The 23,433-nt window shown below is 66.8% G+C and carries 21 protein-coding genes; 7 read left to right on the top strand and 14 right to left on the bottom strand.

All coding sequences use genetic code 11. The features are described 5' to 3' along the window. The first annotated feature begins 113 nt into the window (after positions 1 to 113). On the top strand, positions 114 to 506 hold the full coding sequence (locus GOSPT_RS18400; protein ID WP_005207967.1) for a hypothetical protein: 393 nt from the start codon (positions 114 to 116) through the stop codon (positions 504 to 506). A 68-nt stretch (positions 507 to 574) separates the two neighbouring features. On the opposite strand, the gene GOSPT_RS18395 is transcribed toward GOSPT_RS18400, so the two are convergent. The 10 genes from GOSPT_RS18395 to rplM form a co-directional block, all read right to left on the bottom strand. Beyond that, positions 575 to 2,029 (bottom strand): bifunctional ADP-dependent NAD(P)H-hydrate dehydratase/NAD(P)H-hydrate epimerase, encoded by a 1,455-nt coding sequence (locus tag GOSPT_RS18395; protein WP_005207966.1) that lies wholly within the window; start codon positions 2,027 to 2,029, stop codon positions 575 to 577. A 6-nt stretch (positions 2,030 to 2,035) separates the two neighbouring features. Continuing rightward, positions 2,036 to 3,898, bottom strand: coding sequence for a glutamine--fructose-6-phosphate transaminase (isomerizing) (glmS, locus tag GOSPT_RS18390; RefSeq protein ID WP_005207965.1), 1,863 nt, complete (start codon positions 3,896 to 3,898; stop codon positions 2,036 to 2,038). A 6-nt stretch (positions 3,899 to 3,904) separates the two neighbouring features. Then, a complete protein-coding gene (locus tag GOSPT_RS18385; RefSeq protein ID WP_005207964.1) occupies positions 3,905 to 4,840 on the bottom strand; it encodes a dienelactone hydrolase family protein in 936 nt (311 codons plus the stop codon). Between the two features lie 10 nt (positions 4,841 to 4,850). Continuing rightward, positions 4,851 to 5,126, bottom strand: coding sequence for a hypothetical protein (locus GOSPT_RS18380; RefSeq protein WP_005207963.1), 276 nt, complete (start codon positions 5,124 to 5,126; stop codon positions 4,851 to 4,853). Then, positions 5,123 to 6,100, bottom strand: a complete 978-nt coding sequence (locus GOSPT_RS18375; RefSeq protein WP_005207962.1) for a hypothetical protein — start codon at positions 6,098 to 6,100, stop codon at positions 5,123 to 5,125. The genes GOSPT_RS18380 and GOSPT_RS18375 overlap by 4 nt, the downstream gene beginning before the upstream one ends. Further along, a complete protein-coding gene (locus tag GOSPT_RS18370) occupies positions 6,097 to 6,459 on the bottom strand; it encodes a hypothetical protein (RefSeq protein WP_141630930.1) in 363 nt (120 codons plus the stop codon). Before GOSPT_RS18370 ends, GOSPT_RS18375 begins: the two co-directional genes overlap by 4 nt. A 205-nt stretch (positions 6,460 to 6,664) precedes the next feature. Then, positions 6,665 to 7,363, bottom strand: coding sequence for an HAD family hydrolase (locus tag GOSPT_RS18365; protein WP_005207960.1), 699 nt, complete (start codon positions 7,361 to 7,363; stop codon positions 6,665 to 6,667). A 16-nt stretch (positions 7,364 to 7,379) separates the two neighbouring features. Then, on the bottom strand, positions 7,380 to 8,771 hold the full coding sequence (glmM, locus tag GOSPT_RS18360; RefSeq protein ID WP_005207959.1) for a phosphoglucosamine mutase: 1,392 nt from the start codon (positions 8,769 to 8,771) through the stop codon (positions 7,380 to 7,382). 1 nt (position 8,772) lies between these two features. After that, positions 8,773 to 9,375, bottom strand: coding sequence for a 30S ribosomal protein S9 (gene rpsI / locus GOSPT_RS18355; RefSeq protein ID WP_005207958.1), 603 nt, complete (start codon positions 9,373 to 9,375; stop codon positions 8,773 to 8,775). Then, complete coding sequence (gene rplM / locus GOSPT_RS18350) at positions 9,372 to 9,815, bottom strand: 50S ribosomal protein L13 (protein WP_005174183.1); 444 nt, start codon at positions 9,813 to 9,815, stop codon at positions 9,372 to 9,374. The genes rpsI and rplM overlap by 4 nt, the downstream gene beginning before the upstream one ends. A 239-nt stretch (positions 9,816 to 10,054) precedes the next feature. Here rplM and GOSPT_RS18345 point away from each other — a divergent pair, with 239 nt between their 5' ends. Then, positions 10,055 to 10,495: a hypothetical protein gene (locus tag GOSPT_RS18345; RefSeq protein WP_005207957.1), complete on the top strand. Its 441-nt coding sequence runs from the start codon at positions 10,055 to 10,057 to the stop codon at positions 10,493 to 10,495. A gap of 61 nt (positions 10,496 to 10,556) precedes the next feature. Here the strand turns inward: GOSPT_RS18345 and GOSPT_RS18340 are convergent, their stop codons facing one another. Continuing rightward, the gene (locus GOSPT_RS18340) at positions 10,557 to 11,885 is read right to left on the bottom strand and encodes a type VII secretion-associated protein (RefSeq protein WP_005207956.1); all 1,329 of its coding nucleotides are present in this window, start codon (positions 11,883 to 11,885) and stop codon (positions 10,557 to 10,559) included. Next, a complete protein-coding gene (locus GOSPT_RS18335) occupies positions 11,882 to 16,069 on the bottom strand; it encodes a type VII secretion protein EccC (RefSeq protein WP_005207955.1) in 4,188 nt (1,395 codons plus the stop codon). The genes GOSPT_RS18340 and GOSPT_RS18335 overlap by 4 nt, the downstream gene beginning before the upstream one ends. A 128-nt stretch (positions 16,070 to 16,197) precedes the next feature. Here GOSPT_RS18335 and eccD point away from each other — a divergent pair, with 128 nt between their 5' ends. Both eccD and mycP read left to right on the top strand, forming a co-directional pair. Further along, on the top strand, positions 16,198 to 17,769 hold the full coding sequence (gene eccD / locus GOSPT_RS18330; protein WP_039856634.1) for a type VII secretion integral membrane protein EccD: 1,572 nt from the start codon (positions 16,198 to 16,200) through the stop codon (positions 17,767 to 17,769). 38 nt (positions 17,770 to 17,807) lie between these two features. Next, positions 17,808 to 19,154 carry a type VII secretion-associated serine protease mycosin gene (gene mycP / locus GOSPT_RS18325; protein ID WP_051994039.1) on the top strand — a complete coding sequence of 449 codons (1,347 nt, stop codon included), beginning with the start codon at positions 17,808 to 17,810 and terminating at the stop codon, positions 19,152 to 19,154. Between the two features lie 17 nt (positions 19,155 to 19,171). Here the strand turns inward: mycP and GOSPT_RS18320 are convergent, their stop codons facing one another. Then, positions 19,172 to 20,128, bottom strand: a complete 957-nt coding sequence (locus GOSPT_RS18320; RefSeq protein ID WP_005207952.1) for a 4-hydroxy-3-methylbut-2-enyl diphosphate reductase — start codon at positions 20,126 to 20,128, stop codon at positions 19,172 to 19,174. Positions 20,129 to 20,211: 83 nt separating this feature from the next. Here GOSPT_RS18320 and GOSPT_RS18315 point away from each other — a divergent pair, with 83 nt between their 5' ends. Genes GOSPT_RS18315 through GOSPT_RS18305 form a run of 3 tightly spaced genes read left to right on the top strand, consistent with a single transcriptional unit; the run spans position 20,212 to position 22,726 of the window. Further along, positions 20,212 to 21,093, top strand: a complete 882-nt coding sequence (locus GOSPT_RS18315; protein WP_039856643.1) for a lipid droplet-associated protein — start codon at positions 20,212 to 20,214, stop codon at positions 21,091 to 21,093. Beyond that, entirely contained in the window at positions 21,090 to 22,451 is a 1,362-nt protein-coding gene (xseA, locus tag GOSPT_RS18310; protein WP_005207950.1) for an exodeoxyribonuclease VII large subunit, read from the top strand. Before GOSPT_RS18315 ends, xseA begins: the two co-directional genes overlap by 4 nt. Continuing rightward, the gene (locus tag GOSPT_RS18305) at positions 22,448 to 22,726 is read left to right on the top strand and encodes an exodeoxyribonuclease VII small subunit (protein WP_005207949.1); all 279 of its coding nucleotides are present in this window, start codon (positions 22,448 to 22,450) and stop codon (positions 22,724 to 22,726) included. The genes xseA and GOSPT_RS18305 overlap by 4 nt, the downstream gene beginning before the upstream one ends. A 31-nt stretch (positions 22,727 to 22,757) precedes the next feature. Here the strand turns inward: GOSPT_RS18305 and GOSPT_RS18300 are convergent, their stop codons facing one another. After that, a complete protein-coding gene (locus GOSPT_RS18300) occupies positions 22,758 to 23,333 on the bottom strand; it encodes a DUF4245 domain-containing protein (protein WP_005207948.1) in 576 nt (191 codons plus the stop codon). Positions 23,334 to 23,433: the final 100 nt, after the last annotated feature.

The raw sequence follows: 23,433 nt of genomic DNA, 5'->3' as shown, positions 1-23,433 counted from the left end.
CGATTCCCACCATGCACGTGAGTAATCACCCGCATCCGCACGCGGCGACCGGCGAGTGAACTGGACCGTGGCGCTCACGCCGATACCCCACTCCCCGCTCACTGGAGGTCCTGATGACATTCGTACCCTTCCACCCCAGTTCGTACCCGACGCCGATTGTCGGAGCCGCTCAGCCGAGCAAGGCTGTGCTCACCTGGTCATTCGTTCTCAACGTGGTCTCGATCGGCGTCTTGCCGCTAGCCGGACTCGCGGGGCTATTCGGATTTGTCCTCACCATCAGCGGCGCCGAAGCCGGCAACGCCATAGGGTATGTCGGAGTCGCTCTGTTGGCGGTCGCAGCGGGCCTCATCGTCGCTTCGGGCATCATGACGCTCGCGGCACTCGCGCTCACCGTCGTCGCGCAGATACGACACGTGGACGAGCCCTGGGCGATCGTCACGGCGTGGGTGGTGACAGCACTCAATCTGATCGGGCATGCAGTCCTTACCTACTACCTGCATTTCTAGCGAGGGCCAGATCTAGCGAGGGCCAGACCTTTGGCAAGCTCCCTGACCAGCCAGGGCTGCGGGCTCCCTCAGACCAGCAACGTGCGCAGGGCGGGCCGTAGCGCAGCCAGCAGATTCGACGCCCCGATCGGCGCTCCGCCGCTGGCCAGCGCCGCTGCCTGGGCATGCACCCTCGCTGCTGCGGCACCCGCCCAGATCGGCGGCAGACCCGCCGCGAGCAGCGCACCCGCGATGCCCGACAACACGTCTCCCGCTCCTGCTGTCGCCGCCCACGACGACCCGGCGTCGTTGCCGAACACGGTGCCGTCGGGCTCCGCGACCAGCGTGATGCGCCCCTTCAGCAATACCGTCACTCCCCAGCGCTGAGCGAGTCCCGCCACCGCCCCGAGGCGGTCGGCACCCACCTCCTCGCCGGTGAGGCGTGCGAATTCGCCCGCATGCGGTGTCAGCAGTGTCGGCGCCTCGCGTCCACGAACCAAGTCTGGGTGCTCGGACAGGACGGTCAGCCCGTCCGCATCGACGAGGACCGGCAGTTCGGTGGCGAGGATCTTCCCAAGGAGGTCCAGAGCAGCGTCGTCTGTTCCGGCTCCCGGTCCGACGATCCACGCCTGCACACGCCCGGCGTCGGCGAAGTCCGGTACCGCGACGACCTCCGGAAAGTGCTCGACCACCTCGGCGTGCGCCGACCCGACGTAGCGCGTCATCCCCGACGTCGCGGTCACCGCGGCTCCCGTGCACAGGATGCCCGCGCCCGGATACCGATGCGATCCCGCGATCACTCCGACGACGCCCTGCGTGTACTTGTCGTCGTGCGGTCCGGGGACCGGCCAGGCGTCGGCGATCTCGGTGTCGGTGAGTGAGTACAGTCGCGGCCCCGTCGGAGGCGTCGACACCAGCGGCGCACCTTCCGGGTCCTCGGCAAGACCGATGTCGACGAGTTCTACGCGCCCGCATTGTGGTGCTGCGAGCAGGTGCGCGTGTCGTCTCACCCCGAACGTGACGGTGACGTCGGCGCGCACAGCGGGCTGGTTGACCTGCCCGGTGTCGGCGTCGACACCAGAGGGAAGGTCGACGGCCACGATCGGCGTCAGCGGATCGACGGACGCGAACACCATTGCAGCGGCAGGCCGTAGCGGCCCGTGCCCACCAATCCCCACGACACCGTCGACGACGACGTCGAGCGAACTGGGCAGCGGGTCGACGACCCGACCACCCGCACGTCGAAACGCAGCCAACCCGCCGGCATGCGCTTTGTCGGGTGCGAGCAGCGTCGCGCTGACCGCAGCGCCTCGTCTGGCCAGTTCGGCGCCTGCGTAGAGTGCGTCACCGCCGTTGTCGCCAGCTCCGACCACGATGCCGACGGCTCGCCCCACCACACCGTTCGTGCGTTCTGTGAGAAGCGCGGCCACCACCTGAGCCACACCGTGAGAGGCGCGACGCATCAGAGTCCCGTTGGTCAGCAACTCCCCTGTCGCGCGTTCCGCGGCGCGGACGGCGTCGGCGGTGAGGTAGCTGACCGGCATCAGGACCTACTCGACGGTGACCGACTTGGCGAGGTTACGCGGCTTGTCGACGTCGTAGCCGCGAGCCTGCGCGACGCTCGCCGCGAAAACCTGCAGCGGGATGGTCGACACCAGCGGCTGCAGCAGCGTCGGCGTCTTCGGGATCGGGATGAAGTGATCGGCGACGGCACGTGCCGACTCGTCGTCGGTTTCGGCGATCACGATGGTCCGTGCACCCCGCGCCTGGATCTCGCGGATGTTGCTGACCATCTTGGAGTGCAGCACCGCGCGACCGTCGGCCTGAGGCATCACGACGATGACCGGCAGTCCGTCTTCGATCAGCGCGATCGGGCCGTGCTTGAGCTCACCGGCAGCGAATCCCTCCGCGTGCATGTAGGCGAGTTCCTTGAGCTTGAGCGCCCCCTCGAGCGCCACCGGATAGCCGACGTGGCGACCGATGAACAGGACCGTGCCGCGATCGGCGAGCGACCGGGCGAGATCGCGGACGGGCTCCATGGTGTCAAGCACCGCGCGGACCGCATCGACCATGGCTTCCATCGCACCGAACTCACGAGCGACCTCATCGGCATACTTTGTGCCCCTGGCCTGCGCCAACGCGAGACCAACAAGATATGCCGCGGCGATCTGCGCAAGGAAGCACTTGGTCGACGCGACGCCGATCTCGGGCCCGGCGTGCGTGTAAAGCACGGCGTCGGATTCACGCGGGATCTGCGCACCGTTGGTGTTACAGATAGCCAGGACCCGAGCCTTCTGATCCTTGGCGTGCCGGACCGCTTCCAGCGTGTCGGCGGTCTCGCCCGACTGGGAGATGGCGACGACGAGGGTCTGGCGGTCGAGGACCGGATCGCGATAGCGGAACTCGCTGGCCAACTCGACCTCGACGGGCAGGCGGGTCCAGTGCTCGATCGCGTACTTGGCGAGCATGCCCGCGTGATATGCGGTACCGCACGCCACGACAAAGACCTTGTCGACGTCGCGCAGGTCGTCGTCGGACAGGCGCTGCTCGTCGAGCACGATGCGACCGTTCTCCAGATGCCCGAGCAGGGTGTCGGCGAGCGCGCGGGGCTGCTCGGCGATCTCCTTGAGCATGAAGTAGTCGTAGCCACCCTTCTCAGCGGCCGCGAGATCCCAGTCGATGTGGAACGGCTTGCCGGGGCGAGGGTTCTGGTCGAAGTCGGTGATCGTGTAGCTCTCGGCCGTGATCACCACGACCTCGTCCTGACCGAGTTCGACGGCGTCGCGCGTGTGCTCGATGAAGGCGGTGACGTCGGATGCGACGAACATCTCGTCCTTGCCGACACCGACGACCAGTGGCGTCGACCGACGCGCCGCGACGATCGTGTCGGGGTGGTCGGAATGCGTGAAGACCAGCGTGAACGCACCGTCGAGTCGACGCAGCGCTGCGTATGCGCTCGCGACGAAGTCGCCTGCGGTCGGGCCGGAGTTGTACTCACGCTCGACGAGGTGCACCGCGGTCTCGGTGTCGGTGTCGGAGGTGAACTCGATGCCCTCGGCCTCGAGTTGGGCGCGCAGCGGAGCGTAGTTCTCGATGATCCCGTTGTGCACGACGGCGATCTTGCCGTCGGTGCTCACATGGGGGTGCGCGTTGCGATCGGTCGGCTGACCGTGCGTCGCCCAGCGCGTGTGCCCCATCCCGGTGGTGCCCGTCAGGGCTTCCCGACCGACCGCGGCGATCTGCTTGTCCAGGTTCTCGAGTCGGCCTGCCTTCTTCTCGACGGTCGTGTGACCGTGCCCGTCGAGAATGGCGACACCCGCCGAGTCATATCCGCGGTACTCCATTCGACGCAGCGCCTCGACAACGATGTCGAGGGCTTCGCGCCTGCCCACGTATCCGACGATTCCACACATAGATGTTCAGCGTACCGGGGATTTTGCGAGCAATTGACGAGCCCCGCCGCCCGACTTGGCGCCGAGCAATCGCGATACCGAATCGAGGCGCTCCTCGGGCACGTCGTCGAGCTCGACGACCGTCGTCTTGCCGATCTGCGCCTCGGCGTCGGCGAAAGCGGCGTACTGAGGGTCACCGGTGAGGGTGTACAGCAGAAATCCCGTGCTCATCGCACGTACGGCCGAATGAGACTTACGGTCGACCGCGGCGAACCCGAGTAGCGACTTGACCGACGGCCGCTCGACGATGCCTGCACGGGTCGCCTTGGGGATGGTGCGCAATGACACATCTCCCGCATAATCTCGAGCCAGCGCGAGCGCGTTGGCGTCGACGTTGTCGAGATCTCCGGCGCCGGTGAGCAGCAGGCACGGAGCAGTTGCGGTCTTCGCTGCCTGCGGCAGTGCCTGCGTCGTTGGAGCGGGGAACAGCGCGACGACGCCGCGCGCATCCGGCGCTTCCTGCCCGAGCAGTTGCTGATCGCCCGCGGCGATGATGGCCGCGGACGCGCCGAAACCGTGCCCGACAAAGCCGATCCGGTCACGGTCGACGGTGATCTCGCCGGTGCCTAGCGAGTAGTTGCTGACGATCGACGCCGCTGCCCTCAGGTCGGCCGCGAGCCCGATGTCGGACGCCATCACGCGCTTCTGGTCGTCGGGAGCGGCGACGACGATCCCCCACGACGCGAAGTGATAGAGCAGCGAGCGGTAGCGGTTGGCGCTGGTGAGCCACCCGTGACCGAACGCGATAGCCGGGTACCGACCGGCGTCGGCGGGTGTGAAGACATGGCCGGGCATTCCGACGATGCCGAGGTCGCCACGCAGCACCTTGTGCGGACCTCGCCGGGCAAGCTGCTTGGACAACTTGTCGGGGGACTTCGTGGAGACGCGCTTTTTCCGAGCCACGTTGCTCAGCCTATGTCGTCACACCACCCGAAAGCGCCTCAGGGGGAGAATGTGGACTCGCCTCGGCCAGATCTGCCGGCAGCAGCAGCCGGGGAAGCGCGTCAGCCTCGTCGGCATCGTCGACGAGTTGTTCGCGCATCCGGGCCGTCTGTGATCCCGATCGTCGTCGATGCTCGGCGAGTGTGCTCGCCAATTCGGCCTGCGTCGCGGTGAACTCGCGCGACGCCACGACGATCGATTCGGTTGCGCCGCGAGTGATCGCGTCGATCTGATCCGCAAGGCTCATTGGTCTCCTGCCAGTGCCAGGTCTGCGCCGGAATCGACGTAGTCTCGCGACGTCGGGGGCGGTTGGGAAGCGGGCGCCGTGTCGGTCTGATCCCGGCTGGGTGGGCTGTCGGATCGAGAACTCTCGGGTTGCGGCAGCGTCAGCGGAACGTCGACGTTCTCGTGGTCGACGGCGCGATCGGGCGGCTCGATCTCCCCCTCAGGCGCGCGACTCCGCTCACCGTCGCTGTCGTCATGGGCTCGCCCTGCGGGTTGGCCGTCCGAGAAGTCAACCGACATCTGTTGTGGTACAGGATGATTCACGTCGGCGCGGCCGCGCTCGCGATCGGGGTACGTCTCGACGTCGAGGCCCTCGGTCGCCCGGTTGAGCGTGTGGAGGATCTCGTCGACCGTGCGGACTGTCGTGTCGGCGGTGTCGAGAAACAGTCGCGCCCGCGACGCGATGTCGGCCGCCACGAGCGAGAGCGGAACCGCCCCGGTGAGGACCGCTGCGGGCAGCTCGGCGATCGGGACGCCCGCGATGATGGGAGACGAGCAACGCGCGACCGTGACGTACCAGGTTCGCAAGAGACGATCGATTCCCGACGCCGCACTGCTCGTCGACTCCGACAGGGTGCGCAGCACACCGAGATCCGACTCGGCGCGGCGCTGATGTGCGACGAGGAGCGCGGTCGCGGCGTCGCCCGATGCGCTCGACCACCCGTCGTCGAGTCTGATCTGCTGCTCGGGCAGGCAGTGCAGTTGCTCGGCGACTGCGCGATGTGCCGCCGCCAGCCGATGCGCGTCGTCGGCGAGTGCGGCGACGTCGAATTGTCCGATGCGCGCCAACGGTTCTCGCAGCTCGTCGTCGGCGGGAACGTCGATCCCGAGTGACCGGCCGACACCCATGAGCGTGACCAGGTCGCCGATCCTCGCGATCGCTTGCTCCCGTAGGACGGGTAGACCCTCCGGCACTTCCTCCATCGCGTGCGTCACTCGCCGACTCCCGCCGGGCGCACAGTCCCTGAATGACCGCCGGCGGCTCGTCGGATCACGGGCGCGAGCTCGGCATCGGCGTCGTCGAGGCGACTCATCCCCTGCTCGAGCGTGTCCGCGAGGTCGGCCGCAGCGATGGATTGCGTCCGAAGTCGTTGTGCGAGACGGTCGCCCATCGCGACGTAGCGTTCGGCCAGCGTCGCGTACGCCTCACCGGAACACCACCGGCCGAAGGCCGCCGACTCCATGTCGGATGCGGCGGCGGCGACGACCGACGACGCGCGCCGATAGAACGAGACCACCCCGTGCACCTGATCGAGGTCGACGCGGAGATGGTCTCCCGACGCCCGCGAACTCACTTCTGACACAGTCCCACCCGTCTGCCGCCTGCGCTGTCGAGATAGCGTCGGACACCTCGTTCGGGTGCCCGATATGCGGCTATCTACGTGTGGCGTTGAAGTCTAGACGGTGAGAACACGCCGCGGGTTCCATGTTCGCCCACATTTTCTCGGTACCAGCCGACATTCACTCAGCAACAGTTGCGGTCGACGAGGTCGCCGAACGCTACGACACAGCGATTCCGTGCCGCTCCACGGCGTCGACCAGGGCTGTCGGGCGTTGCTGCGGCGGGACGTCGTGCACGAGTTCGAACGCGCTACCGATGCGCGTCGCCCCGCCGTCGGCTTCGGAGCTGTCGCCGATCATCAGGGCGTCGTAGCCCGCGACACCGAGTTCGTCGAGGGCAGCCTCGAAGATCCTCGGATTGGGCTTGATCGCGCCGACCTCGTACGAGAGTGCGTACGCGTCGACAAGATCACGCAGGCCGACGCGCTCGAGCACTTTGCGGACGTCGAAGGCGATGTTGCTGACGATGCCGACCGGAACGGCCGCCGACTTCAGGCCCCGCAAGACCGTCGCGGTGTCGTCGAACGGCTCCCACGACGCCGGGTCGAGCACCCGTTCATAGAGCGACTCCGCCTGACCGGGAACCGTCAATCCCGACGCCCGCAGGATCGCCAGATAAGCACGACGATGCTCGGCCGGATCGAGATCCCTTCTCTCCCAGGAGATTCGATCGTCGTCTTCGACGGCGGCGGGAAGTCCGACGGGCTGCGTCATCCGACGGATGAGTTCCATCTGGTGGTCGAGGTGCAGTGGTTGACCGTTCTCGTCGTGGAGGTCGGCAAACCATTCAGGCTGGTCGGTCAAGCGGAACAGTGTCCCCGAGAAGTCGAACAGGACCGCCTTGGGAGTGCTGCTCATCGCGTCACCGACGTCCCTACTCCGACCGCGCTGACGCACCAACAGACTCCGATGAGCCTGCTTCGGCGACGACCGAGGCGATCCGCTCGGCGACGCCGCGTGCGAGTTCGGGTGTCGGTGCCTCGACCATGACGCGAACGAGTTGCTCGGTTCCCGAGGGACGCAACAGAACTCGTCCTGTCGATCCCAACTCCTGCTCGGCCACCTCGACGGCGTCGCGCACCGAGTCGGCGATCGCGACCGCGTGCTTGTCGGCGACCCGAACGTTGATGAGTTCCTGCGGCAGCACGGTGACGATCGACGCCAGTTCGGCCAGACGCTTGCCCGACCTGACGATCTGCTCCATCAGCAGCAACCCGGTGAGGATGCCGTCGCCGGTCGTTCCCGACTGCGGGTAGACGATGTGACCGGACTGCTCTCCACCGAGCGAATAGCCTCCGCGTCGCAGTTCCTCGAGTACGTACCGATCACCAACAGCGGTGGTACGCACCTCGATTCTTGCTTCGCGCATGGCGATGTGCAGACCGAGGTTGCTCATCACGGTGGCGACCAGCACGTCGTCGACGAGTCGGCCGCGGGCATGCAGTGCGGTGGCGAGAATGGCCATGATCGCGTCGCCGTCGACCAGTTGTCCGGTCGAGTCGACTGCGAGGCATCGGTCGGCGTCGCCGTCGAACGCGATGCCGAGGTCGGCGCCGTGTTCCAGAACGGCCGCCTGCAACTTCTCCATGTGCGTCGAGCCGCAGTCAGCGTTGATGTTGATGCCGTCGGGTTCGGCGTGGATGGTGGTGACGGTGGCACCAGCACTGGCGAACACTTGCGGACCCACCTGTGCCGCAGCACCATTCGCGCAGTCGACGACGACGTTGAGTCCGTCGAGTCGCGCGTCGATGGCCGCGGCGAGATGCGCCGCGTAGCGGGCACCGGCGTCGGGTGCCTCGCGTAGACGACCAACGCCCGCACCGGTGGGATGGGGAACGTCGCCGGAGGTCATCACGGCTTCGATCCGGTCTTCGACCTCGTCGTCGAGCTTGTGTCCGCCCGCGCCGAAGAACTTGATGCCGTTGTCGGGCATCGGATTGTGCGACGCCGAGATCATCACACCGAACGTCGCGTCGTAGTCGCCGGTCAGGAAGGCGACGGCGGGCGTCGGCAGCACACCGACGCGGATGGCGTCGGCGCCGACCGAGGCGAGTCCGGCGCAGACCGCGGCTTCTAGCATCTCGCTCGACGCACGCGGATCACGACCGACGACCACCTGGGGCCGGAAGCCTGTGGTGCTGTCGCGGGATGTGGAAAGGTCTCCGAGAACGACCGCGGCGGCCGAGGCCAGGCGCAACGCCAACTCTGCGGTGAGTTGGTCGTTGGCCAGGCCTCGGACGCCGTCGGTACCGAAAAGGCGTGCCAAGTCAGCGCTTGGAGTACTGCGACGCCTTGCGGGCCTTCTTCAGGCCGTACTTCTTGCGCTCGACCGCACGCGGGTCGCGAGTCAGGAAGCCGGCCTTCTTGAGTGCCGGACGATCCTCAGGGGTGACCTCGATGAGGGCACGGGCGATCGCGAGACGCAGCGCACCGGCCTGGCCCGAGGGGCCGCCGCCGACGAGCTTGGCGTAGATGTCGAACGACTCGGTGCGCTCGACGGTCACCAGCGGAGCCTTGATGAGCTGCTGGTGAACCTTGTTGGGGAAGTAGTCCTCGAGGCTGCGGCCGTTGAGGGTGAATCCACCCGAACCGGGCAGCATGCGGACGCGGACCACGGCCTCCTTGCGGCGACCGACGGTCTGGATCGGACGGTCGATGACCACGGGACCACGATCGATCGTGACCTCGGCGGCAGCGGGTGCCTCGGTGTCGTAATCATCTGCGGCCTGCTCGAGCTCGACAGCGGCCTCGACGGCAGCTTCGACAGCGCCCTCTGCGGCAGCGGTGTTGTCACCGGCAGCGGCCTGCGCCTCGGCGGCGTTCTCGACTGCGTTTTCCACAGCCTCGTCGCTGATGTTCTCGTTGCTCACTGGGCCACCTGCTTGATCTCGAAGGGGACGGGGCGCTGGGCCGCGTGGGGATGGTTCGGGCCTGCGTACACCTTGAGCTTCGAGGCCATGGCGCGGCCGAGCTTGGTGTGGGGCAGCATTCCCGTGATCGCCTTCTCGACGACCCGCTCGGGGTGCGACTCGAGCAGTTCAGCGGTGGTCTGCACCTTGAGGCCACCCGGATGTCCGGAGTGCCGGTAGTTCAGCTTGCGATCAGCCTTGTTGCTGGTCAGCGCGACCTTCTCGGCGTTGATGATGATGACGAAGTCGCCACCATCCATGTGGGGTGCGTAGGTCGGCTTGTGCTTGCCGCGGAGCAGGTTCGCGCTCTGCACGGCCAGCCGGCCGAGCACCACGTCGTTGGCGTCGATGACATGCCACGTACGCGTGATGTCACCGGCCTTCGGGGTGTAAGTAGGCACAGGTGGTCCTCAACTCTTGTGTCGATGGTGCTGGTCAGGGGCGCAGACGGAGACGATTCCCGGCGACCAGTGGGGACCCGGGGCTCTGCTACCTTGCTCCACGCAGGAACGAAGGTGTCACGCACCAGCGATTCAGAGTACGCGACGCCGCAGGTCAGGGTCAAAACAGTGGTCAGGGCCAACTGGTCAGGGTCGACCCAACTGGTCAGGGTCAACACAGTGCAGAACGGGGAACGGGTGTGCGCAAGAACAGCATCGTGATCTTTCTCAGCGTCGTGGGGGTGGCGCTTGCGCTCAGCGCACTGCTCGCGCTGAAGAGCACCACCACCGTCTATGAACCGGCGATGGACACGGAGCATCCGGACACGTCGAGCACCCGCACTGCGCTCTGCGGGAGCGTCATCGGTGGAGGCACCGCCAACCACTCGAACCCGAGCACCGATGAACCCAAGAAGGTTCCCGACGCCGCCTTCTATCTCACGTGCGGGCAGATGCGGTCGGAGACGCAGACGAGGGGCATATTCGGAATCGGTGTGGGAATCGGCATGATCGTGGCCGCGCTACTCATCGCGATTGTTCCCTCGCCCAAACCACGCAACGCACCGGGCTTCCCCGCCCCGCAGTCCGCCGGCCCGCTGCCTCCCCAACCGAACCCCGGACCATTCGGTAACCAGTTCTGACGCAGTCGTCGTCAATGCTCGCGGCGCCATCACGGACACGTTCAGCGACCGCGCGCCGACGTCACCGCACCTGCACCGTCGACACCGCTCGCGCGCATACGTCGTCGATCGGATCACCGGTCGAACCCGGCTGACAACCGACGCTCACCTGCAGATCGTCGTCGACCAGCACGTACCAGCGGATCGCCGACCCCGACGCGGGTGCCTCGCGGTAGGCGATCACCTCGCGGTCCCCGAACCTCGTCGACGCCGAGAACTCGCTCACCACGTCGTCGCCGCGCTGACTGATCCGGTTGCGCAAACTGTTCGCCACCGAGTCGAGCGTCGACGCCGAGCGCACGTCGCTCTGCACCAGAAGAATCCGACCACCCGACCCTGGATCGGTGAACACACTGCGGGCCTGGCCGGTGCCACGATCGGACGGGTCGCCGGGCATCGGTGGCGCGCTGTGATGCCAGGCCACTGGCACCGACAACGTCGTACGCCCGACGACGGCGTCGCGGTATGTCGGCCCCTGCGGCGCGTCGTCGTGTCGCCATCCGACGACGCCGAGCACCACCAGACCGACGACCAGCAGAGCACAGCACGCGATCGGCAGTCGGTATCGTCGCGCGAACGACTGGCGTGCAGGTGCGTACTCCGGTTGGTCGCCCACCGCCTCCGGTAGCGGGGCGACGACGGCCGTCCGTGCCCCGTGCCGACGGACAAGTGCACGATCGACCGGCACAACGCGCCCGGCAACGGCATACGCGCAGATCTCTTCGATCGCGGCGCGAACCTCATTCCGGTCGGAACCGTCGACGAATACCGCCTCCACCGAGTCGTCGATGAGCGCGACGATCTTCTCCCCCACCTGCGCATCGTCATCCAGAGTGATGACGCCGCTGCGCTCGATCACCCAACCCGCGGAGGTGCGGACCAGCCGTGCAACATCCCAGGTCGGTGGCACCGTGTCGGCCGGATAGCTCGGCCGGTGTGTGGTCTCGACAACCACACAGTTGCCCATCACGGTGTCGCTGTGACTGCGTGCCACGAGAACTGCGCGAGGTATCAGACTCGCGGGCGGGCGCATACCCGCGGCCGCGCGCGCGAGAACCCCGCACCGCACCGACCCCCAGGTGCTGGGGTGGCCGATCAGGACAGGAACATCGCTCACGCTGCGAGCGATGTTCCACAGCACCTCACGCCAGAGTTCTCCGACGTCACGCGACGCACCGGCTACGGTCACCGCGGCCGCGTCGATGTGGTCGAGCAAGAAGGTGACGTCAAGGGGCTCCGGCCCGCTCGCAGTGTCGACGACGGCCTCGCCGTACGCGAGATCGACGACGACCGGCGCAACTGTCGGTGCGGCCGGGGCGAACGGCTCCGGCTGCCGGATCGTCACGCTCACTGATCCGCCTCGAGGGCCACCTGGATCATCTCCTGCGGCCTGACCCGCGACACGAGCTCTCCGCGGCCCGGCACGAGCTGCTGCATCCTGGATCGACCGACGATGTAGCCCTCGTCGCGGTCGCCGCTCATCAGCAGGACGTCACTCGACAGGTCCTTCAGCCGGGCGATCACCGGGTCGAACATCGCCCGACCGACACCACCCGACCGTCGTGCGAGCACGATGTGCAGTCCGATGTCGCGGGCGTGCGACGCCATCTCGACCAGCGGTTCGATCGGATGCCGAGCGCCGGTGGCCACCATGTCGTAGTCGTCGATGATGACGTAGATGTCGGGACCCGACCACCAGCTCCGTTCCTTCAACTGCTGCACGGTCAGGTCCTCCGGTGGCAGCCGGTCACGGAAGTAGCCCGCGAGTTGGGTCATCATCGATCCCGCGTTCTCGGTCGAGCTCGCATAGCCCGCCAGGTGCTCGCCCTCGATGATGCCCAGCATCGTGCGCCGGAAGTCGACGAGGACGATCTTGACCTCGTCGGGCGTCGAATTGCGCACGAGCCCCTTGACGATCGTCTTGAGCACGTTGGTTTTTCCGTGCTCGACATCGGAGAACACCATGAAATGCGGTTGGACGCCGAAGTCGAGGATCACGGGAGCAAGCTCGAGTTCGCCGACGCCGATCGCTACCTGGTTGGGTCCCAACGTGATCGACGACGCCGCCAACAACTCGTCGACGCCCTCACGGGTGATCTCGGTGCCGAGTTTGCGCACCGGCATGGCCTGCCGGTCGGCTCCGTACGCGTTCTGCAGCTTCTCCGCGGCGTGAGCGACACCGGCGCGTAGCGATTGTGCTGAGGAGACCCCGTCGAGCCTCGGCAACGCGATGAGCATGTGCAGTTCCTGTGCGGTGAGCCCGCGTCCTGGCCGATTCTGCGGGACCGATGCCGCTGCGCGCCTGCCCATCGTCGAGTCGCTGGGGTCGCCGAGCCGCAGTTCGATCCGACTGCCCATCAGGTCGCGCATCGCCGGCTTGACCTCTGCCCACCTCGACGCCGCGATGACGACGTGGACTCCGTACGAGAGTCCCTGTGAGACAAGGGTGCTGATCTGTTCGTCGAGAAAGTCGAACTCGCCGCGGAGCACCGCGATGCCGTCGAAGACGAGGAACACATCGCCGTGCCGGTCGTCGCCGAGAGGGTCGTCGTCGGCGAGGACTCCGGTGGCGAACCATTGCGCCCGACGCGCGCGGAAGTCCTGCATCGACTCGATTCCCAAGCGCGCGAACAATAATTCGCGACGACGCAGGATCGCCGACACCTCGGCGACCGTACGACGCACCGCGTCGAGATCGCCGCGCGAGGCCACCGATCCGACGTGCGGCACTCCGGCCAGACCCGCGAGGCTGCCACCGCCGAAATCGAGGCAGTAGAACTGAACCTGCTCGGGTGTATGGGTTGCCGCCATCGACATGACCAGGGTGCGCAGCGTCGTCGACTTGCCCGATTGCGGACCACCGACAACCGCGACGTTGCCCGCGCCGCCCGACAGATCGAGCAGCAGCAGGTCGCGACGCTGGTCGTACGGGCGGTCGACGATGCCGACGGCAGCGACGAGAGTGCCTGGCGCAGCGGGTTGATTCACGTCCCGACCGACGAGTACGTCGACTGTCGGAGAGTCGTCGAGCGGAGGCAACCAGACACCGTGCGCTGCGGGTCCATGCCCCGCGATTCTCCCGACGAGTGTCTGCAGCAACGTCGGAACACCAACCCCGACGACGTCTGCACCGACGCTTCCGTTGTCGCCGGAATCGCCCGCCCCAACCCCGTCGGTCATTCCCAGCTCGGTGGTGTTCGAATCGGCCCTCGGCGGCTCTTCGTCGAGCAGCGCCAGCGCGGCGTCGAGTACCGAACCCTGCTGGGCCACTGCGTAATCCCCGTCTCCGTCATTCGCGTCGCCGTCAACCGAACCGCTGTCAACCGCACCGTCGAGTGGCACCGGTAGTGCAGTGAAGATTTTCATCGTGGCGCGCGGACGATCGGAGTCCACGTCGATCTCGTCGAGGTAGGCAGATGGCGAGTGATAGGGGCCGGACACATACGAGGTGTTGAATCTGACCGGCTCGGCGCTGTCGCATTTGAGGTACGCGGAGCCCGGAACGCTCGGCAGGTGATAGGCGTCGGGAACGCCGAGCACCGACCTCGACTCATTGGCGGAGAACGTCTTCAGCCCGATGCGATACGACAGGTGGCTGTCGAGGCCGCGCAGTTTGCCCTCCTCCAACCTCTGCGAAGCCAGCAGCAGATGGATGTGCAGCGAACGCCCAAGTCGGCCGATCGCCACGAACAGCTCCGCGAAATCCGGCTTCTGGGAGAGCAATTCGGAGAACTCGTCGACGATGATGAACAGTGCAGGCATCGGTTCGAGACGCACGCCCGACGCGCGCGCACGCTCATACTCGGCAACGTTGGCAAAGTTTCCCGAGGCGCGGAGCACCTCCTGTCGACGGGTCATCTCACCGGAGAGCGCATCCTTCATCCGGTCGACCATTGCGAGTTCTTGTTCGAGGTTGGTGATGATCGCCGCGACGTGCGGCGCCGACTCGAGTCCCAGGAACGTCGCCCCGCCTTTGAAGTCGACGAGAACGAGGTTGAGTTCGGCAGGCGAGTGTGTTGCCAACATGGATACGACGAGCGTGCGCAGAAACTCGGACTTTCCCGAACCCGTTGCGCCGATACATAATCCGTGCGGTCCGGTGCCTCCGTGTGCGCTCTCTTTGATGTCGAGTTCGACAGGCGTTCCGTTCGGCTGGAAACCGATCGGCACACGGAGGCGATCTTTACCGGTCCGACCGCGCCACTGCACGCTCGGATCGAAGCGGGCAACGTCGTCGATGCCGAGAAGTGCGGGCAGTCCCGGGTCGCCCGCTGTCGCCTCGGAGTCCAGGTTGGCCATGCTCGCCGCGGTTGCCACATGGTAGCGAGCGAGTTTGCGCGCGATGGCCTCCGCTTCGGCGATCGTCAACCCGTCCATGTCGGCGAACTCCTCGATGCCGACAGCGCTTCGCGCACAGACCTTGCCGCCGCGAATCATCAACTCGAGGCCGCGGCGTGCCGCGAGTCCATCTGGTGGGGCAGACAGATCGAGAACGGTCACCTGTTCGGTGCCGGCATCGTTGACCAGCCGTTCGTCTCCGGCGACGTGGCCGTCGTCGATGATCACGACGACATGCGCTCGTCCGGCCACGGGTGGCGCGGACCGGCTGAATCGACCGCGGTCGAGTAGTTCCGCCGCAAGGGACGTCTCCAGATCGGCGAGCGACTCGAAGACCATACGCAGCGGCCCCAATCCGTCGCGAAGGCTCGGATGTCCCACGTGGGGAAGCCATTTCGTCCAGTCCCATGCCTCGCCGACGGGGTCGGCGGTGACGATCGCGATCCGCAGATGGTCCGGACCGTGAAACACACACAGTTCTGCCACGAGGGCGCGCACCACGTCGCGGGTTTCTCCGCGGACGCCGCCGATGTTGACCGCCGGGAACCCGCGCAGCGAGATCGACGTCGGTAATCGGTGAACGACGGAATGCGTTCGCACAAAACGACGTAACGCGACCATCGAGACGGGTTCGAGGTCTTCGGGAGGGCCCGTCTCGGGCGGCATCAGGCGCGTCGCGAGTCCATGCGCGCCGACTCCGATCCGGACGTGTGCGAAGTCGGGATCAGAGGGCCGTCGTTCCCACATCCGACGCGTACCGATGAGCGTCGGCAGTGTGCGCGGGTCGGGATGGCTCCAGGTCAGCGCTGCGCGTTGCGCGTCGACGGTGTCGCGGACCTGGTCACGCAGTTGTCCGAGGTACCTGAAGTAGTCCTTGCGCTCCTCGTTGAGTTCCGCGGCCCGCTTACCGCCTCCGCGACCACCCGCGGCGAACATGCCGAACATCGACATGAGCATCATCAGCGGAAACATCATGAAGAGCGGATTGCTGAGAATATTGCGACCGCCGGTCGCGAACATCAATGCCAGCATGCCGACGACCGCCACGATCATGACGACCGGCAGCAGTTTCATCAACAGATTCCCGGGGACCACACGGGGCACGTCCGGCGGCGGTGCGATCGTCAACTCGCCGCCCGGCGTACGCGGCATGGCGATCCGCGCACGACGCACGAACCCCTCGGTCGTCGAAGCCAACTCATCTCCCCCCCACAGAACCCGGACACACGCTGCGCCTCATGGCTTCTAGCCCTGTTGAGACTTGGCTGGTCGTCGATGTCGTAGTTCGCTATGTTAACTCCCAACCGCGGGGAGAACGGACAAACATGACATCTGTGGACACGTCGAGAATGGTCGGGGGCAGCCCGGTCGACAGCCCAGTCGGGAGCGGGCCTGCCGGCGAGCGACGCGCCGGCCGTACGACGCCGATCGAGCCGGCCCTCGTTCGCGTGTCTGTCCTGGGCGGCAATACCCAGCTCGACGTCGGGCTTCCCGCAGCCGTGCCGGTGGCGGTGCTGATCGGCGAGCTCGTCACCCAGATCACCTCGCGCGTCCCGGTCCAACACGACCCGGACGACCCCGACGTCGATCCCTCGACGCAGCCACCCGACCGCCAGCACCGTTGGACGCTCGCACTTGTCGGACAGGAGCCGCTCGTACCGAACCGAACATTGTCGGAGTCGGGTGTTCGTGACGGCGACCTGCTGATGCTGCAGTTGGTCGACACCGGCGAGTCGCCCGTGTTGTTCGACGACGTCGTCGACGCTGTCGCGCGACTCAACGATTCGGTGTTCGCGACGTGGTCGCCACTCGCCGCGCGATACGCCGGATATGTCGCGACGTTGATCGCCGCACTGGGTGCTGCAGCATCGCTGAGCCTCACTCGTCTCGGTGGAATGGGAAGCACGACAGCACTATTCGGCGGTATCGCTGCGCTGGCTTTCCTCGTCGCCGCGGCTGTTGTCGCCCGACACTTCGACGACGCGCCGTCGGCCACCGTGCTGTCGGCGTCAGCCATGCCCTTCGCATTTGTCGCGGGCCTATTGACCCCTCCCGGTACGTTCGGCGCCGCCCATCTGGCACTGGGGTGTGCGCTGGTGTTGCTCGCCGCAGTCGTCTCATATCGGGTGACCGCTGTCGGACCGATCACCCACAGCGCACTGACCACCGCGTCCACGCTGACCGGTGCAGGAGCAGTTCTGGCACTCGTCGCCGGCACCGGCATCGGCGTTGAGAAGGTGTCGGCCATCGTGGCTGCCGTCGGCCTGTTGACCGTATGCACCGCGTCGCGCACGACGATCCTGCTCACCAAACTGCCTGTGCCACCGGTCCCGACAGCGGGCGCCCCGATCGACCTCGATGTCTTCGAACCCACACCGGCGATCGAGGGAATCGGCGCGATCGGCGCGATTGCACTGCCCAAAGTCGATGCGCTCGAACGACGCTCACACCTCGCCAACGCGTATCTGACCGGAATCATCGGCGGCGCAACCGCTGTCACCGCCGTGGCAGCCTGCGGCGCAGCGGCTCCCCTCTCCGGATTCCACGCGATCGCGGTCGCATACGCGATCGTCATCGGTGTGGTCCTGTGTCTGCGCGGTCGCTCGCACAGCGACCTCGCGCAGGCCGCAACGCAGATCGCCGGTGGCGCATTGACGGTGATCGCGGTGTTCGTCGGACTTACGGTGGGCGATCCGTCGCCGTGGGCGCTGATCGGGTTCGGCGTCGCCACAGCGCTCGCTGTCGTTGCCGTGATCGTCGGCAGACTCGCTGCGGTTCATGACTTCTCGCCTATGCTGCGACGCAGCGCCGAGTTGTTCGAGTACGCGCTGCTGCTCGCGGTGATCCCGTTGCTGTTGTGGATACTCGATCTGTACCGGCTCGTGCGGGAGTTCTGACGTTGTCGCGTGCACGCGCGTGTTCTGTTGTGGCAGCGATGGTGTCGTGCATTGCGGTGCTCGTGTGCTCGAGTGAGGCTCCGGCTCTCGCTGTGACACCACCGGTCATCGACACCGCCGCACTCATCAGATCTGCACCGGTCGCACCACCCGAACCCACAGAGCAACGCACACTGTGTGCCGCACCGCTTGCCGCAGAGGCGTATTCGTCGGCGACAGGTGCGCAGGCGATGATGCGGCTGCCCGACGCGTGGCGCTTCAGCAGGGGCGCAGGCCAGCGCGTCGCGGTGATCGACACCGGCGTCAGCCCGAGTCGACGACTCCCCCGGCTGACCGCGGGTGGCGACTACGTGTCGACCGGCGACGGTTTGTCCGACTGCGACGCACACGGCACTCTCGTCGCGGGCATCATCGCGGGTGCGCCGAGCAGCACCGACGCCTTCGCAGGTGTGGCACCCGACGCGTCGATCATCTCGATCCGCCAATCGAGTACGGCGTTCGGCGCCAAACGTTCTCGCGATTCCGACGATCCTCACGTCGGGAGTGGATACGGCTCGGTGCGCACGCTCGCCCACGCGGTGGTCCGCGCCGTCGACCTCGGTGCAACGGTCATCAACATCTCGGAGGTGGCGTGCGCCGCCGTGGGCGCCAAGCTCAACGACCGATCACTCGGCGCAGCGGTGCGATACGCACACGAGCGCGATGTCGTTGTCGTCGTCGCCGCAGGCAACCTGACACGCGATTCGGCATGTACGAGTCAGAATCCGATCCCGACCGGCGACGACCCGACGGGATGGCGGTCGGTGTCGATGATCGCGAGCCCCGCATGGTTTTCTCCGTACGTGCTCACCGTCGGCTCCGTGGACGCGGGCAGCGGCACCCCAAGCGATTTCAGCATCAACGGCCCGTGGGTATCTGTCGCAGCGCCGGGAACCGACGTCATCAGCATCGACGGCTCGGGGCGCGTCGTGTATGCACAGCAGGATCAGTCGGGACCAATCCCCTTGCGCGGCACCAGCTTTTCGACTGCCTACGTCAGCGGCCTCGTCGCGCTCGTTCGTGCGCGCTACCCGCGTCTGACTGCAGCCGCGGTCATCGATCGTGTCACCAGAACTGCCCACGCGCCGGGCACCGGTCGCGATACCCGTATCGGATTCGGAGTCGTCGACCCCGTTGCGGCACTCACCGCAGAACTCGACGACACTCCGCGCGCCGACGCCGTCGCACATCCGATCGCGGCACCGCCGTCACCGCAGGCACCCGATCACACCGCCCGCAACGTCGCCCTGCTCGGTACGGGGGCGGCCGCGGTGCTCATCGTGGTGGTTCTTGCACTTGCGCTGCCGCATCGACGCACCCGCACGCTCAGTCCCGATGAGTACTGACACGCCGGAGCCGTCGGCTACTTCGACGACGTCCGCGCGGGCCGCAACTCGCGCGGCAGCGCGAACGTCAGCGTCTCCTCGGCGGTGTTGACCTTCTCGACGGAGTCGTAGCCGCGTTCGGCGAGGTAGTCGAGCACTCCACGCACCAAGACCTCCGGCACTGACGCGCCGGAGGTGACTCCGACCGTCGAGACGCCGTCGAGCCATGCGTCGTCGATCTCGCGGGCGTAGTCGACGAGGTGGCCGTCCTTGGCGCCGTTCTGCACCGCGACCTCGACAAGCCGCACCGAGTTCGACGAGTTCTTGGACCCCACCACGATCACCAGGTCGCACTGCGGAGCCATCGCCTTCACCGCGACCTGGCGGTTCTGGGTGGCGTAGCAGATGTCGTCGCTCGGTGGGTCATTGAGAAGTGGGAACTTCTCCCGCAGCCTGCGCACGGTTTCCATCGTCTCGTCGACAGACAGTGTGGTCTGCGAAAGCCAGATCACCTTGGACTCGTCGCGCACGGTCACCTTGTCGACGCTGTCGGGGCCGTCGACGATCTGGATGTGCTCGGGAGCCTCGCCGGAGGTTCCCTCGACCTCCTCATGGCCCTCGTGGCCGATCAGCAGGATGTCGTAATCATCGCGGGCGAAACGCTTGGCCTCCTGGTGCACCTTGGTGACCAGCGGACAGGTGGCGTCGATGGTCTTGAGGCTGCGGGCCGCAGCCGTGCGATGCACCTCTGGCGACACCCCGTGTGCGGAGAAGACGACGATCGCGCCCTCCGGGACCTCGTCGGTCTCGCCGACGAACACGGCGCCACGCTCGGTGAGCGTGTCGACGACGTGCCTGTTGTGAACGATCTCTTTGCGCACGTAGACGGGTGCTCCGTGCTTGTCCAGGGCGCGTTCGACGGTCTCGACCGCACGGTCGACGCCCGCGCAGTAACCGCGCGGCTCGGCCAGCAGGACACGCTTGGGTTCAGACATGGTCTCCAGGGTACGTGGTGTCGGGCCCGCGAACCGCCGCGCTTCGGGTTGGTGTGACGCAGACCAGATGGCAGAGTGTGGTCATGGTTCGCGCACCCTATCCTGCACGTATCGCCGCAGGTCTCATCGTCGTGGCAATCGAAGAGACCCGCCGACTGCCGACTCGCCTGTTCACGCTGCCCATGACAGCGGTTAGTCAGACGCTGCAAGCCGGCATGCGGGCGCAGCAGCAGATCGCCGAACTGGCGATCAAGGGCGACGAGGCCCTCGACCTCCTCTTCGACAAACCCGACGAACAGCCCGAGTGGGCACGCTTCGACGAAGATGAGCTGACCGAAATCGATCCGGGGACACCCATCGAGAGCCCGGACACCGAACCAACCGTGACCCGAACCGCCGAGGTCACCACGCTGCACGCGACACCGAAGACGCCTGCGAAGTCGAAGACGGCCGCGAAGTCGTCCTCGAAGCCCGCGGCAAGCCACAAGACCTCGACCCACGAGGGCGCGTCCACGAAGACCGCGACCGAGAAGAACACTCACAAGAGCACCGCGACCAAGGACTCAGCGCCTGCGAAGGCCACCACCAAGGCGGCCGACGCCGCGACGACCACCAAGCCTGCGGAACCCGCGAAGACCGCGACACCGGAGTCGAACTCCGCGGCCAAGACCGCGGCGCCCCGTGCCGACGCCGGGCGGTTCGCGCTCTACAGCTCAGCCCCCGCCGACCTCATCGCCGGCGAGACACCCACCTCCGACGACGACGCCGCCGACGTCGACAAGCCGGAGATCGTCGAGTTCATCGAGTACGACACCCTGACGCTGGCCCAACTGCGCGCCAAACTGCGGACCGTCGACCTCGACGACCTCACCGCGCTGGTCGCCTATGAAACAGCGACCAAGAACCGTGCGCCGTTCATCACGATGCTCGACAACCGGATCACCGCCCAGAACAAGCGGTCGTGACCTCGGCGAACGCATCGCCGCCCGGGAACTCCAGAGACACGGGCAACTCCAGGGACACGGGCAACTCCAGGGACACGGGCAACAACGCCGACAACCCGTGGCCGGTTCGCACCGTCAATCGCAAGATCGCGGAGTGGATCAACCGGCTCGGTCAGATCTGGGTGGAGGGTCAGGTCACCCAGGTCTCACGCCGACCGGGTACCCGAACCTCGTTCCTCACGCTGCGCGATCCGGCCGCAGACATCTCGATCACCGTCACCTGCAGCCCCGACCTGTTGATGCGCACCGAGGTCCCCGTGACCGAGGGCAGCCACGTCGTGATGCTCGGCCGACCCGACTTCTACGCCGGCCGCGGCACGATCTCTCTGCGCGTCACCGACATTCGACCCATCGGCGTCGGCCAGTTGTTGCTGCGCATCGAACGTCTCAAACAACTCCTCGCGGCAGAGGGGCTCTTCGATCCGCGCCTCAAGCGGTCGCTGCCGTTCCTCCCGCGCACCATCGGGTTGATCTCCGGACGCGCGAGCGCCGCCCAGCGCGACGTGATGTCGGTGGCACAGGCACGGTGGACGCAGGTGCGCTTCGCGGTCCGCGACGCTCCCGTCCAGGGACCGACAGCGGTGCCACGCATCCTGGCCCACCTCGCCGATCTCGACGCCGACCCCGAGGTCGACGTCATCGTGATCGCACGCGGCGGAGGCAGCGTCGAGGATCTACTCCCCTTCTCCGACGAGGCACTGCTGCGGGCCGTCGCAGCATGTACCACGCCCGTCATCAGCGCGATCGGTCATGAACCCGACAATCCGCTCCTCGACCTCGTCGCCGACATCCGCGCCGCCACCCCGACCGACGCGGCCAAGCGCGTCGTCCCCGACGTCACCGCCGAACTCGCGGGCATCGCAGAGATGCGTCGACGCAGCGCCCACGCGCTCCGTAACTGGGTCCACCGCGAAGAACGGGTGATCGCGGGTCTGCGTGCACGACCCGTCCTGGCCAACCCGTTCACCATGATCGACCGCCGCTCCGACGACGTCGAACGCATGCGCCGCGACATCCGACGCGACGTCAGCAGAATGGTCGACGCCGAGCAGCGTCGCGTCGAACATCTCTCTGCGCGCCTGTCGACACTCGGTCCGGCGCAGACGCTCGCCCGCGGGTACGCCGTCGTCCAACGTGTCGACGATGGCGACCCCCACGTGGTGACCTCGACCGACCAGATGCCCGCGGGCGCGCGACTGCGCATCCGCGTCGGCGACGGCGCAGCAACGGCTGAGGTCACGTCAGAACCACCCGACGCCGAGAAGCGCGCAGCGAAGACCACCGACGACACCCCCAGCACGAAGAGGAGCACGAAGTGACCGGCCCCGCGAAAGGCACGTCCCCCAAGCCGATTCCGGTGGCGCAGCTCGGTTACGAGCAGGCACGCGACGAGCTCATCGAGGTCGTCACGACACTCGAACACGGTGGCCTCGACCTCGACGCATCGCTCGCGCTCTGGGAACGTGGCGAAGCATTGGCGACGCGCTGCGAGGAACACCTCACCGGAGCGCGTGACCGCATCGAGGCAGCCCTTTCACCCGAGGACAGCGAGGACGACGACGAATTCGACGACTCAGACCCCGACGAGGACTGAGCTCACCAACACCGGGCTTACACGGACCTGCTCAGGAACCCGTTTTCGGCAGCGGCTGCTGGGCGAGCACCGACTGCGCCATCTGCTCCATCTCGGAGTCGGGACCGCGTGACATCACGGCGATCCGCACGTCGGAGAGGTCGGTGATCCAGAACTTGTTGCCGTCGTGCGTCGAGTAGGTCACCCAGGTGCGCCCGCCGATGTCCTTGGTGCCCGTTCCCGACGAGACGTCGTCGCCACCGAGCTTCTGGACGAGATCGTCCTCGGACGCATTGGTTTGCGTGAGCTGCAGATAGGCACCGGTGCCGGTGACCCAACCGACGTTGCTCGACGTCGAGCCGCCTGCCATCTCCCCGGTGCTGCCCGAGTTCGGCTTCCAGCCCTCTGGCGTCGGGGGTCGTCGAATCGGGAACGGCATGGTCCGCGCGTCGGCGGCGAGTCCGTTGTGGACGTCGTACGCGGGGGTTTTGTCGTCGGACGCGGTGCCCGTCAGTCCCACCGAGCAGTTGCCGGACGCGATCGCCACCAGTGCGCAGACCGCCAGCAACGGGATCAGCGTCCAGATCATGTCCTTGCCGCTGGTCAGGATGCGGGGTTTGCTCGCCATGGCTCACGAGTATCCCAGCCGCACGCCACACCCCGCGTCGCGCCCCTCGACGAGCGTGCGCGCCGCCACAATCGACCGTCACCGTCACGCGGTACGGTTC

It is taken from the genome of Gordonia sputi NBRC 100414, assembly GCF_000248055.1.
Taxonomy (GTDB): Bacteria; Actinomycetota; Actinomycetes; order Mycobacteriales; family Mycobacteriaceae; genus Gordonia; species Gordonia sputi.
The sequence above is the reverse complement of the archived record's forward strand: the minus strand, read 5'-3'. Positions and strand labels throughout refer to the sequence as shown.